This window comes from Motilimonas sp. 1_MG-2023 (assembly GCF_030547455.1).
Lineage (GTDB): Bacteria > Pseudomonadota > Gammaproteobacteria > Enterobacterales > CBDFNC01 > Motilimonas.
The window spans coordinates 1-13,651 of record NZ_JAUOPX010000033.1 but is presented as its reverse complement, the minus strand read 5'-3'; the positions used below and the strand labels follow the sequence as shown (position 1 = coordinate 13,651).

Below are 13,651 nucleotides of genomic sequence, written 5' to 3'. Positions count from 1 at the left end.
TACTACTTTATTGAGTGTTCATTTATGCCTCTATCAGATATTGCCAGTATTTGACATCTTCCTTAAATAAACAATGCGGATTATTATGGAAACATTGTTTACTAAAAAGAGACAATGAAGTGAATCAACTAGGACTGTTTCGTACATTTATTGCTGTGGTGGAGTTGGGGAGCTTTACTGCGGCTGCGCGGCATTTAGGGAAAACTAAATCTATTGTGAGTAAGCAGGTTGCTCAACTTGAAGTATTACTTAATATTCGCTTGTTCAATCGCACCACTCGGGCAATTCATATCACTGAACAGGGCTCCCATGTTTACAAGCATGCTTTGGTTATTATCGAGCAAGTGGATAGTTTATTTCAGCTTAACCCGACCGGGAATGATTCATTAACAGGGCGCTTACGCATTAGTGCTCCTCATACTTTTGCTGAAACCACACTAATGGCAACGTTGCCTTCTTTTATGAAGTTGCATCCCAAGCTGAAAATTGAACTCGTGCTTAATGATCATTATGTTGACCTCATTGCCGCCGGTTTTGATTTGGCATTTCGGATTGGTCAGTTAGACGACTCGAACTTGATTGCACGTAAAATAGGGTTGTGTCAGCAAATGCTCGTGGCTAGCCCGGCGTTCATTGATCGCCATGACCCGATTGAAAAGCTCTCGCAGCTGGCTGATTTACCTTGTGTTGTAGACACTAATCGCCGCGAGGGCAGTAAGTGGGCGTTGCTAATTAATGGTCATACAGAGCAAGTTCGAGTTAATGCTCAGCTTGAAGTCAATAGCGCCGCGGCAGCGGCAATGGCTGCTGCATCTGGCATTGGAATCGCTTTGCTTCCTGATTTTGCAGCTGCTCCTTTTTTAGAAAGTGACACTCTGACAGTTGTTTTACCCCAGTATCAATCGCCTTTATTGGGGATTTATGCGATCTATCCGCACCGGGATTATTTAACAAAGAAAGTAACCGCTTTACTTGAGCATTTGGCTTAACAGCGAATTTTAGGAATATGCTGCCATCGTGTGGTGTATTGGGGCGATAAAAAATTACGTTTCATTGACCAAGGTTTAGTTATTCCTTCACCTGCGACGGTGATACATTGACCAAAACGCGCATTGATGGTGTCGATGCATTGCATCAGAGCGGGGTTGTTTTTACTGCCACTGAACATATCAAGCTGTTGATGTTGCTCATTTGCGAGTTCAAGTAACCCGACGCCAACACGGTAGTAGGGAACGCCTGGTTGGAATAATTTGTGTAAGTTATCGGTTAAGGCGTTGGCAATCACAGCGGTGTCATTGGTGGCGACATGAAAATGGTGAAAGTGTTTAAATGCTCTTGGTTTGTCATCAAACGGTGATGAGGCTGCAAAGGCCATCATAGTGTGACATAAACTACCTTGCTCGCGCGCCTTTTTGGCGGCAATGGCGCCATGTTGTACTAAGGCTTGATTTAATGACTGGGCATCTGTTACCCGCTCGCCAAAACTTCGTGTTGAGAATATTTGCTGTTTATCCGCTCTGACTTTATCCCATGTTTTAACAGCGTCGCCATTAAGTTCACGAACGGTGTTCACCATGTCAATATTAAAATGGGCGCGGGCAAAATGGGGGGGCATTTGCGCTAGCTCAAAGGCATTGTTCACGGCTAGTAACGGCAAGCGTTTGGCTATGCGTCGGCCTACTCCCCAAACATCTTGCGGGGACATTTGCGTTAAAATAGCTTGGCGTTGCTTAACACTATGTATGGTACATACACCTTGATATTCCGGTATTTTCTTTGCCGCATGGTTAGCTGCTTTGGCCAGAGTGAGGGTGTTGGCAATACCGACACAAACCGGTAAGCGCAGTTGGGTCCAAATGCAGCGGCGAATAGCATGACCCAACAAGGTTAAATCAGGCCAAAGCTTTGTCATGCCAGATAAATTCAGGAATACTTCATCGATCGAATAAACATGCATATGGCTACAAAATTGGGTTAGTAGGTTACTGAACTTATTAGATAAATCTGCATATAACTCATAGTTGCTAGAGCGAACAGCAACACCGTGGCGTTCACATTGCTGTTTTACTTTAAAGTAGGGCGCAAAGCGGGGAATGTTCAGAGCCTTGGCTTGTCGATTCATGGCACATACACAACCGTCGTTATTGGTTAATACAATGACGGGACGATGGCGTAATGATAAATCAAATACGGCTTCGGCGTAGGCATAGAAGCCGTTAATGTCGACTAAGGCAAACATGACCATTATTCCAGTAATAAATGACTGGGTTTATGTAACCGGATAGAGCGGGTGACCACCCCTTCAATCGCAAATTCATCGTGTTCGTGAATCATAATATCTGCTTCACTCTCATTGCCAGAGATCAATCGTTTATTTTTTATATCTATGATTTTACAAACAAAATTACCATTGTAATTAGCCACCACTACATCTAAATGCGCATAGCGATAAGCTCGGTCAACAATTAATATGTCATTGTCCATGATGCCGACATTACGCATGCTATCGCCACACGCACGGCCAATAAAAGTAGCACTGGGATGTTCAATTAACAATTCATCAAGTGTTAACCCTTGCTCAGTATAAGTGGCAGCAGGTGACTCAAAACCAGTAATGCCACAAGCTGCTTTGATAGGAATGATCTTCATACTAAATTACCTGTATATATATACAGGTAATTCTAGCAGTGATAGGCTAGCGGCACAATCATGATGAGCCATGAGTTATTTACTAAGAATTACCAAGAAACAGTTGTTATTTATGCCATCATGCCATTTGTTAAGAACGCCTATAGCACACTTCGATAATGTGCTCAAATCAAAAGAATAAATCTAACCTTATGTTATATTTACAATTTAAGTTAAAAGCGTTAAGCAACAATGTTGTTCGGTTGGCTATCATTACACGCTAACAACTGGTGATATGCACCGCCTTGGCGTACTAAATCGGCATGTTTGCCTTGTTGAAGTAATACTCCTTGTTGTAACACGACGATTTTATCAGCCATTTTTATGTTACTTAATTTATGGGCGATTACCAGGAGGCTAACTTTGCCGCGCAGTTGCTGAATAACACGACCAATGGCTTGTTCAGACGCTGGATCTAAACTTGCGCTGGCTTCATCGAGAATAATAACAGAGCTATTTTGTAACAGAGCGCGGGCAAAACACAGTAGCTGTTTTTGTCCGAGGGTGAGCAGGGGCGAATTATTGTCAATAACGGTATCTAAGCCGTGAGGTAAACTGGCTAACCAGGCGGCTAATTCAACTTGTGCTAAAACATGATGGATCTGAGAGTCGTCGGTATTGACCAAATCCAATAACAAATTTTGCCTAACACTCCCTTGCATAATAAAAGGCTTTTGATCGACTAAGGTTATGGCTTTACGTAAACTGTTGGTTTGGTACTGGGTAATGATGTATTGGTCCAACTGGATCTGGCCACTGTTTACTTGGTAGTAGCCTTTAAGTAGCTGTGCTATGGTACTTTTTCCGCTACCTGTTGGCCCTACTAGGGCCACAAATTCACCTGGTTCGATAGTTAAATCAAGATTGGATAACACCGATTCACCTTGCTCATATGCAAAATTTACCTGATGAAAGCGGATAGTTGGGCAATGGTTTAAGAGTATTGAGCCGCCAGGTGATTCCATTTCATAGTCAAGTAACTCAAATACCCGCTCGGCGGCCGCAACTGATTGCAGTAGCTCACCTTGGCTTTGCATTAAATTAATAATGGGCTCAAAGAAACGAGCCAAATAAGCAAAAAAGGCGAAGAGTAAGCCAAAAGCCAGTAGGTTAGTTGGCATTGCCCCTAAACTTAAAATAAGCGCAGCCATCATTAAAATAGCCAGTAGCTCTAACATAGGCCGGAGTAATAAAGCTTCTAATGTGACATTACGTAGGCTCAGTGTAATATTTGTCTGGGCTTTATCATTCAAACGCTTAATAAAACGAGGCTGCGCGTTGAATACCTGTAACAGTAGAACCTGCTGTAAGCTCTCATTTAGAAAACCATTTATTTTCGCTGACTGCTGTTTAATTTTTCGATGTAATGGTAATGAAAAGTGGCGATAGGCAACAAATACGGCGATAAACACGGGAATAAAAGCAATACACACTAAGGCCAGTTGCATATTTAGTAGCAGCATAGAAATAATAACGGCACTGATGGTCACAATATCTCTTATGGTACGCCCGATAATGTTTTTGAATAGGTGACGCACGGCTTCAACATCTTGCGTCATTCGATTAATGGTTTCGCCATGACTGTGCTGATGAAAATAAGCCATGGGTAACTTTAAGCAGTGCTGAAAACTGGCTTGGCGCAGCTCACTAATAACACTTGCCGATAAATCAAAATAACTTAGGGATTGAAAATAAGACAGCACATTGGCGCCAATAATCACGCCAATATAGATAACCGCGATGCCGACTAGTGCGCTTATTTCGTAATCATCAACGGCGACAAATTGGTCAATATAAATCATGGTTAGCCAAGGTGCCAGCATGTCTAAGCCCGTCGCTAGCAGTAACAATAAAGAAGCACGAAATAAGGTCGCTTTGTGATTTAAACCATATTTTAATAAGCGCAAAATAATCGATGCGTTCATGGATTAATGACTCCCTTCAGTCGAACGACCATGTTGATATTGTTGCCGATACCAGCTATCTCGAGTGAGTAATTCTGAATGGGGTAGATATAAGGGTTGGCGCTCTGGGCGCAATAATAACACCCTGTCAGCCTGACTGAGTAAGTCAAACCGGCTAGATGCTAAAATGACAGTCTTGGTGCCCGCCATCCAGCATTTAAGATTGAACAGAAGTTGGCTACAGGTGGCGTTATCGAGGGCTGATAAGCTGTCGTCTAACAGTAAAATGTCTGCTTGAGTCAGTAATGCTCTAGCAATGGCGAGCCGTTGCTTTTGTCCCCCTGATAATTGACTGCCATTCTCGCCTACTTGCGTATCATAACCTAACGGAAAAGTGTCGATATCTTTACTTAGGCAAGCTAAATTAGCAGCAAACTTGATTCGTTTAAGGCTGGCGTCGGGGTCACCAAGAGCAATGTTTTCCCGAATAGTTCCTGTAAACAAGGCGCAATCTTGTGGCACGTAAGCAATATTGGTATCTGGGTGCAATGAACGCTGCACGGATTCAATCGTGCTTGAGCCTAACAGCAAGCGTAGCAAACTGGACTTGCCGCACGCAACAGGGCCAACAATTGCTTGAATTTGGCCACGCCGCGCAGAAAAGTGCACGTCTTTAAATAAAAGCGCAGCTTGGTCGGGTTCATCAAAAGAATCTTCATTGGCAACTTGATGATTATGATGAGAAAAGTAATCAACATCTAATTTTATCAAGGTTGTCTGTTTAGTGGGCACCGTTGGCGCTTGGTGGGCATAACCTAACTGATCGTCGTTAAGCACTTGCTCGATACGCTTCATTGATACACTGGCCATGGTTAAGGTACTAAACAAAAAGCCAAAGGCATTCATTGGCCATATTAAATAGCCCAAATAAAGATTGAAGGCAAGTAGCTCACCCAAGGTAATCTGCTGCTGCGCCACTAAAAGGCTGCCGACACTTAGGGTAAGAAAGAAACTTCCCGCAGCGACCATGGCCGTTGTCGGCTCGTATTTAGCTTCAACGCGGGCTTGTTCAATATTAGCTTGGGTTAACTGCGCTAACTGATGATCAAATTGCTGCTGTGAAACACCTTGGCAAGCATGGCCTTTGATAACACTAATGCCATTAACGGTTTGCTGTACTTGTTGATAGAACAGACTGAGTTGATGCTGTGATTGTTGGACCCGTGATTGCATTTGTTGGCCGTAGCGTTTGATCGAGAGCGCAAGGATAGGCAAGGGTAGCAATACCACTAAGGTCAGCAGCCAGCTTATTTGTGTCGCCAGCACAACTAATACTAGGCTTGACATAACAAAGGCATCAACAAAGAATATAACCCCATTGCCAACCCCTTGACTTACCGCGTTAACATCTGAGTTAAGGTGATTAAGTAATTTTGCACTTGAATGACGCTGGAAAAATGGGCCAGGCATACGACAACAATGGCTGTAAAGCTGCACCATTAAGTTGCGCTCTAACTCTAGCGCACTGCCAAACAAATAATAGCGCCAGAAAAAACGCAACAGATAAGTACTAATGGCTAAGGCGACTAGCTGCAATACTGTTGGCCAAAGGTTTAGCAGGTCAAAACTTTGCGCTTTAGCCAGTTGATCAACAAGACTGGCAATTAATAACGGCGGGATTAAGCTGCATACTGACGCAGCCACTATCGCCATAAAAATCAATAAATAACGCCATTTGTGTAGCCTAATAAACCAGCCTATTTGATTGATAAATTCCATCACGATGCGGCCTTAATGTAATCAGGACTGATATGTTTAACAATGTTGGCAGGGTTACCTAACGCAATCGTGTTCTCAGGAATAGATTGATAGACCACGCTACCAGCACCGATGATTGCATTCGCACCTATGGTAACGCCTTTTAAAATCATCACGTTAGCACCAATCCAAACGTTATCACCTATGTTTACTGCTTTTGGACTAAGCTTAGCTACCTCACCGGCTTGACCGCGGCCTGTGAGGGTATGGCCACTGCAATCCATCACTGTGACCATTGGACCAAACACGACGTTATTGCCAATTGTGACATTGTCATAAGCAACAATTGCCGTGCCTTGCAGCTGCACATTATTACCAATTTTTATTGTGCCACTGGCGCCTTGGTTACACTTTACAACCGTAAGCTTAACCGCTTGGCTGTGAAAGGCCGGAGTGCAGCTAGACTCAAGATAACAATGATTACCTATCTCGATTGCTTCATAAAAGTCAGCTAAATTTATTGGGTTGTCAGGCAACCCTTCATCGGTGATTTGGCTAAAGGCAATACGCGGGATACCAGAAATATAACCGAGCTGCCCGAGTTTTATCTTAGCTTGACGAAATTTATTCAAGAGTAAATCAATGTTCTCACTCATCTGATCGGGACGAGAAACAAAGTGGTACTGATAATTAGCCATATTAACCTACCAACTCCAGTTGTGAGCGGCCACCAAAACGCGCAATCACTTCATTTAATGACATATTGGGCTCACCATAGAGATCGCCGTAAAAGCTGGTTTCCCATAGTTGGTATTTTTTATGTAAATCTTGTGCAATATGAACACCTTGCTCATTTTTGTTATCTTCACCTTCTTCTGGGTGAGGCCAATGAAACGAACAAATATCACGATCTAAATAAAACTGACTGCCGGCTTTAAATAAACGAATGCCAAGGTCGACATCTTCCCCGCCCCATGAGGTAAAACTTTCATCAAAGCCACCCACTTGAATAAATAATTTGCGCTCAACAGAGACATGGCAGGTCCAAAAAATATCAAAAGCGGCCGGCCAGCGGCTTAAATCAGAGCCCATTAATTGGTATTGCGGCTCTCTTTGATCAAGGGCTGAAATATCTTTAAGATAGGCCAAGCTTGCATCGGCATTATCACTACTCATCATAGGGATCACTGGCTCTACGTCATTACCACGTAAGCCAAAGGCATAAACATAACCAATAATATTGATAGGAGTAGGGGATGACTGATGGGTTGCTAAATGATGAGCAAGCGCATGGCTGGCAAGGACAACACTAGTATCGATAAAAACTAAGTAATCGCCCTCGGCAATAGCAGCGCCAATGTTGCGTGCTTTACCAGCACGGAACCCTTTATCTTGTTGATGAAAGTATTTAATATCTAGAACCGATGAAAAATCATGACATACTGCTTCACTGTGATCCACTGAACCATCGTCAACCACAATAACTTCGAAAAATTCAGTCGAAAGCGATTGGTACTGCAAAGAAATAAGTGTGTGCCTTAACAGCTCTGCTCGGTTGTAAGTAGGAATAATGACACTGAGCTGTTTACGTTGGTGAACATTTTGAGCCGACATATTTTTATACCTTAAGTCTACTCATCCTTGGTTACGGTTAACTTTTGAATCCGTTAAAAGTTAAATTGATATGTTTACGTGGTAAACGAGAGGCATAATATTGAGTAAAATGTTATAAATCTTAACAGAAACATAAGCGTTATCTGAATGATTTATAAATATTAAAAACAATAGCTTAAAGGTAATGATCAGAAGGAACTGAGAAATCCATTAGGTGTTTTTTATCTAACTAGGACATAATGAACTTAATTGTAAAAAAAAAGTAAAGCTCGCCGTTGAGAGGAGCTAATTAACAATGTCTGACTTTAAAATATCACAACACTAACGTACAAATGCCATGGAGTGGAGCAAGGCGAAAAAGTGAGTAGGGATTTTCTCAGTAGTTAACGCAGCTAACTGAAATTGGTTAGCGGTGTAAAGGATGGTTATGCAATACAAGGTAGGCGACTGGGTAGTTGTTGCCAGCGAAAATAAAATTATCAATCAACAACAGCAAAAAACAATTGAACCTAAAGTGATGGCATTGTTACTCTATTTCTGCCAGCGACCCGGACAGGTTATCAGTACTGACGAATTACTTGAACAAGTTTGGCAAAATCGAATTGTTACAGACTCTTCTATCTATCAAACCATTGCTCAGCTAAGAAAAGCCTTATCTGATAAGGCCAGTGATCCTCGCTACATTAGTACAGTGCCGAAAAAAGGCTACAAATTTATTGCCAAGGTTAACCAATATGTGGAAAAAGTAGCACAGCATGTTAATGAAATAAGTCCTTGCGATACTCCTTTAGTAAAATGTGAGGCTACTGAGACAGAGCCTAACGAAAAAAGCGACCACATTAAATGCACATTATTAAATGACTGGAAAAGTTTAGTGGTTGTCGTTTCGCTATCTGCTATATGTTTGTTTATTGTTAATTTTTTCTATCATCGCAGTACTGTTTCGAAGCCCCATACAATAGCAATATTACCTTTTACTAATAATATTGCACTCCAAGGACAACGCGGTTTAGCTGAGGCTAGCGCCTGGAATTTAAGTTACTTGTTAACCCGCTCTACAAACCTACGTATCGTGTCGCACACCTCAACAGCAGCGCTTGCGAAAAAAGATCTGTCGGCAACCGAAATAGCTGAAAAGCTTGCAGCAGATTACCTGATAGAGGGCCAGGTTGATGGCCTTTATTCAGGTAAATACCACATAGAAATATCATTAATTAGAGGTAGAGATGGGATTCAAATATGGTCCGGTGGGAGCGACGTATCACGAGAGCAGCTGGAGCAAGTTCAGCTGTCATTGTTGAGAGAAATGTTTACACAATTAAACAATGAAGAGATCATCGTCAAAAGTGCCGAAGATTTATACCAAAAAGCCCAAAGCTTAGCACGAAGGCACTCTCCAGAAGCAGTCGCGAAAGCCATTGATCTTTTATTACTAGCCATCACTATTGACGACCAACATAGTCGTGCGTACTCGGCTCTATCTGCTCTTTATCTCGAAAGATACATTGGTGAAGACGATGATCCAATGTGGTTAAAGTTAGCAAAAAAACACTTGTATCGATCTTTAAGCCTGACCCCAGAGCTGGCTGATTCATTATTAGGGTTGAGTGAAATTCAGTTTTATGCCCATGACTACGCAGAAGCCAGGCGCAGCGCAAAGACAGTATTAAGCAGCGATCAAACAAACTTAGCCGCTCACTTAATGGTAATAAAAACTTATTTAGCAGAGTATGAAATAAATCAGGCTAAACAAGCGTTACTTAATGCACAGCAAAAAACAGTAAAAAGCAATGAATTGATATTTTTAAAAGCAATCATAGGCTTACAAAATGGCCAGTTGAAAAAAAATATCGAGATTATTAACTCACTATTAAGCGAACCCATGCCTTACTATTATTCACAACAAGCCATTGCTACTGCAACAGCAGTTGGGCAGAGTGAGATCGCTTACCACTGGGGTAAAAAAAGACTAGAAATAACAGCAAATCAACGTCAAATTTGGGTTTATCAGAGTATAAACTTAGCTAATCTTGGTCTGTTTAATGAGGCGAAGGCAGCACTGAAAAAACTCGATGGCAGGCCCATTATACAAACATTTTCAGCTTATGAAGCCGTGTACTTAACCCAAGGTCAACAACAACACTTACTTACATTAGTACAAGACTATCTACAAAAACATTCCGATCAAAAAGCAACTCCTGCCATACAAGCCATATATGGTGTAGCTGCTATGTATGCAGGTAATTATAAGTTAGCAATAAAAAATCTTAGTTCTGCGTTGAATACAGCTAGCCATTCATATGATCAACTTTTGCTAAGCAGTGCTTTTTATTACGGGAGTCTTGCATATAGCTTAGAGCAAGAAAATCGTCCGGTTGAGGCTGCGCAAATAAGGCAACAAGGCCTAGAGCAAGTAGCGCATCTTAATAATAACGGGGTAAAACTTTCTCATCTTAATGTATATCGGGCACGATTATACAGCGCAAACGACCATAATATGGCTTTACGCTCCCTTAGAAAAGCTGTTGATAACGGTTATAGTAAAGGCAAGTTTTTGCAACACGATGTTGTGTTTTCTTCATTACATAATAATGCACAGTTTACGACGCTAGTAGCACAAGCAGAGGCAAATAAAGCTCATTAGGTGACAAGGTATCAATCCGCCTAACACTGTGCATTTGAATAGGTGAAAAAGGAGTTCGTTTGGTTACCGATAGCCATGTATGTAACTCTTAGCACTAAACTGGGCTAACTAGCTCATTAGCGCTTTGTGCAAATGATCAATTTGAATTGGCTTTGTTAAAAAGTCATTGAATAAGGCTTTATCATCATGACTTCGGAAAACATCAGCCGTCAAAGCAATTATTTTTCCTTTGAAATTTAGGGCCTTAAGTTCAATGGTTGCTTGAATTCCATCAATGCCAGGTAAGTTTATATCCATTAAAATAACATCGAAATTCGTGTGTTTGGCCGCTAAAATAGCCGCCTCACCAGTGTCAACAACCGTGCTACGGATCTGTAATTTATCCAGAATAGCAACTAAGACTATTTGATTTACTTTATTGTCTTCAACTACCAAAATATGCTGAACAGTGCGGCTAGTGAGTTGATGGTCATTCAGCGGTTCAAAATGCTCATCCTTGAGGGGCACAATAGGGATAGTAATATCGACTTGTGTACCGTGGCCAATTTCACTATGAAGATAAATATGCCCTCCCATAAGATCGATTAAACTCTTGCAAATATAAAGCCCAAGACCTGTACCTTCTTGAGCTGCATGGCCAACTTGCATGTATCGATTGAATAAAAGGCTCTGCTGTTCGCTTGAAATACCAATACCTTGATCAATAACACTCAGGTGTAAGGTGTTATTTTTATAAAAATATCTTATATGTACCTGTTTACGCACAGGTGTAAATTTAATCGCATTATTAACTATGTTACTTAATACCTGAGAAAACTTAGTCCGGTCAAGACTGGCTAGAGTAGGGCAATGAGATGACTCATCAAGATAAATGGTTACGCCTTTTCTATCGGCAAAAGGTTTTAGTGAAGCGATGGTGCTATGTATCGCTTCTGAGATATTGGTTGCTGCGCACTCAAGCTCCATCTTACCGGCTTCAATCTTGCCGATATCTAACACGGAGTTAACAATACCAAGTAACTGCTCACCACTTAAGGAAATTTGATTGATGTAACCGAGCAACTCACTATTTAGATTTTTCACTGAGTCACTTTTTAACAATAAATCAGACAATCCAATAATAGCATTGAGCGGCGTTCGAATTTCATGTGAAATATTTGATAAAAATTGTGTTTTGAAATTATTCGCAAGTGCGAGCTTTTTATTTTGAATACGTAACTCAAGTTGTGAAATTACCTCACGAGCTAATATTGTTAGCGCTTTTTTCTGGTGGCGGGATAATGTTTTTGGTTGATCACTGATCACACATAAGGTGCCAATATTATGTCCGCTGGGTGTTTTCAGAGGCATACCCGCATAAAAGCGGATCTCAGGTCCGCCTGTGACTAGCGGGTTATCAAAAAAGCGTTCGTCTTGTAACGAGTTTGATACTTCAAATACATCGTCTTGTAAAATAGCATGGGCGCAAAAAGCAATGTCTCGGCTAGTTTCATTTGCAGTTAAGCCAACTTTCGACTTGAACCATTGCCGTTTGGGATCCACTAAACTTATTAATGAAATCGGGGTTTCGCAAATCTCCGAAGCTAACTCAGTTAAATCATCAAACACTCGCTCAGCCTCCGTGTCCAAAATGTCATATTCATACAAGGCGGTAACACGTTCAATTTCATTAATGGGCTGGTCAGCTGATTTCATAATGGTTCCGGCAATTGAGTTCACAGCCAATGGGAGCTTGTGCTGGGATCTGATAATAAAATACATGGAATATTATAGTATTGATTAGTTTAGTATTTATTAAACCGTTGTCCATTGCCAACAGATAATCATCAAAACAAAACGTTAGCCAAAGGGCAATACAGATATACAAATATGCGCAGAGACTAAGATATTGTAAACGAGTGATTTATATGAGGTTAAGGTATGGTGATATGCCAATATTTACCACCTATTGAACTTTTCTGGGTTTTAAAGAGGTTCGAGAGTGATTATGCTACCCTATGTGGGGTTAACACTTTGTTTTAAAAGTACAAAAGTTAAAATGAAATCAACTGAAACACTCATGAACCTAAATTTGCTTCATGAAATAGCCTATAACTGGATAAAAAAGTATCAATTATGTTATTTAGGTTCATGAATCATAGTGACGAAATTGTACAATATACACTCAAAATAACTCACGTTTTTCACAACGCGCCGTGGTATTGAAGTTGGCATGACCGAGTCAGGCTTGCAATGTTATGAGGTACGGCAATAACGACTCAATAAATTCAACTTAGAAGTGGCAGCGGAGAAAGTGTCACTGCTGCGCTTCGGTCAATTTCATCCGAGTCGCAAGCTGCAATTTGTGTTGCCTTTTACTGGGTAAAGGTCAAACAAGATCAATACTAGGATGCCACAACGGAAACGAAATGACTTTGCATGTCAGACAATAGCCGCAGCCTTGATAGATTGAACAGTTTGTATAAATAATTGAATAGACGAAGTGGTGACGCAGTTACAATTGTAGTAATTTCAATAAGATGCTAATGTAATACGCAATTGAGCGACCAAGAGTGAGTAAGCGATTTATTCACGTAGGTTGGTACTAGGTGCGTGTTGATATATAACTGAAGAGCCCAAAAGCTCGATGCGCTAATTCTGCACATCCGGATGTGTGTGGGGTCGGCCAAGTAATGGGCCGCTCTACCACGATTACGAAAATAGAAATAGAGGTCGAGCATGATAATTGAAGCAAACGATAAAGAGATACAGACATATTCTCTTTGGGTTATTTTAATATCCAAAGGTTACAGTGTTCTAGTCTAATCCCATCGGACACTTAATTTTAAGACAATATCGCTCGAATGATAGGCGAACACAAGATGCGTATTGCAGATGGTGCCAGAGAAACAGATTTAATTAAAGCCACAGTCATGCAGAATCATAAAGAAAAGGCCAACGAGTAGCTTTCGATGCAGTAGACAAACTGATCCCTACCACTACTTTTAGACACACCACTAAGTAAGTACAATCACCATTGAGGTACTTATGAAAACAAATAAAC

General features: G+C 41.1%; 9 protein-coding genes and 1 pseudogene. 3 read left to right on the top strand and 7 right to left on the bottom strand.

The features are described from left to right. The first annotated feature begins 119 nt into the window (after positions 1-119). Complete coding sequence (locus Q4519_RS15720) at positions 120-989, top strand: LysR family transcriptional regulator (RefSeq protein WP_303513845.1); 870 nt, start codon at positions 120-122, stop codon at positions 987-989. On the opposite strand, the gene Q4519_RS15715 is transcribed toward Q4519_RS15720, so the two are convergent. The 6 genes from Q4519_RS15715 to Q4519_RS15690 all read right to left on the bottom strand — a co-directional run bounded on the left by Q4519_RS15715 (position 986) and on the right by Q4519_RS15690 (position 7,964). Then, positions 986-2,239, bottom strand: coding sequence for a Y-family DNA polymerase (locus Q4519_RS15715; protein WP_303513842.1), 1,254 nt, complete (start codon positions 2,237-2,239; stop codon positions 986-988). The genes Q4519_RS15720 and Q4519_RS15715 overlap by 4 nt on opposite strands. A 5-nt stretch (positions 2,240-2,244) precedes the next feature. Then, positions 2,245-2,649 carry a translesion error-prone DNA polymerase V autoproteolytic subunit gene (umuD, locus tag Q4519_RS15710; protein ID WP_303513839.1) on the bottom strand — a complete coding sequence of 135 codons (405 nt, stop codon included), beginning with the start codon at positions 2,647-2,649 and terminating at the stop codon, positions 2,245-2,247. A gap of 221 nt (positions 2,650-2,870) precedes the next feature. Next, positions 2,871-4,613, bottom strand: a complete 1,743-nt coding sequence (locus Q4519_RS15705) for an ABC transporter ATP-binding protein (RefSeq protein ID WP_303513838.1) — start codon at positions 4,611-4,613, stop codon at positions 2,871-2,873. Positions 4,614-4,616: 3 nt separating this feature from the next. Continuing rightward, complete coding sequence (locus Q4519_RS15700) at positions 4,617-6,371, bottom strand: ABC transporter ATP-binding protein (RefSeq protein WP_303513835.1); 1,755 nt, start codon at positions 6,369-6,371, stop codon at positions 4,617-4,619. Then, positions 6,371-7,048: a DapH/DapD/GlmU-related protein gene (locus Q4519_RS15695; protein WP_303513833.1), complete on the bottom strand. Its 678-nt coding sequence runs from the start codon at positions 7,046-7,048 to the stop codon at positions 6,371-6,373. Before Q4519_RS15695 ends, Q4519_RS15700 begins: the two co-directional genes overlap by 1 nt. A 1-nt stretch (position 7,049) precedes the next feature. Continuing rightward, positions 7,050-7,964: a glycosyltransferase gene (locus tag Q4519_RS15690; RefSeq protein WP_232799516.1), complete on the bottom strand. Its 915-nt coding sequence runs from the start codon at positions 7,962-7,964 to the stop codon at positions 7,050-7,052. 421 nt (positions 7,965-8,385) lie between these two features. Between Q4519_RS15690 and Q4519_RS22435 the strand changes: the two are divergent. Beyond that, positions 8,386-8,667, top strand: a pseudogene (locus Q4519_RS22435) (transcriptional regulator); the annotation flags it as partial. Between the two features lie 33 nt (positions 8,668-8,700). Beyond that, on the top strand, positions 8,701-10,608 hold the full coding sequence (locus tag Q4519_RS15685) for a hypothetical protein (protein WP_303513830.1): 1,908 nt from the start codon (positions 8,701-8,703) through the stop codon (positions 10,606-10,608). Between the two features lie 108 nt (positions 10,609-10,716). Here the strand turns inward: Q4519_RS15685 and Q4519_RS15680 are convergent, their stop codons facing one another. Beyond that, positions 10,717-12,216 carry a GAF domain-containing hybrid sensor histidine kinase/response regulator gene (locus Q4519_RS15680; protein WP_303513828.1) on the bottom strand — a complete coding sequence of 500 codons (1,500 nt, stop codon included), beginning with the start codon at positions 12,214-12,216 and terminating at the stop codon, positions 10,717-10,719. Positions 12,217-13,651 lie beyond the last annotated feature (1,435 nt).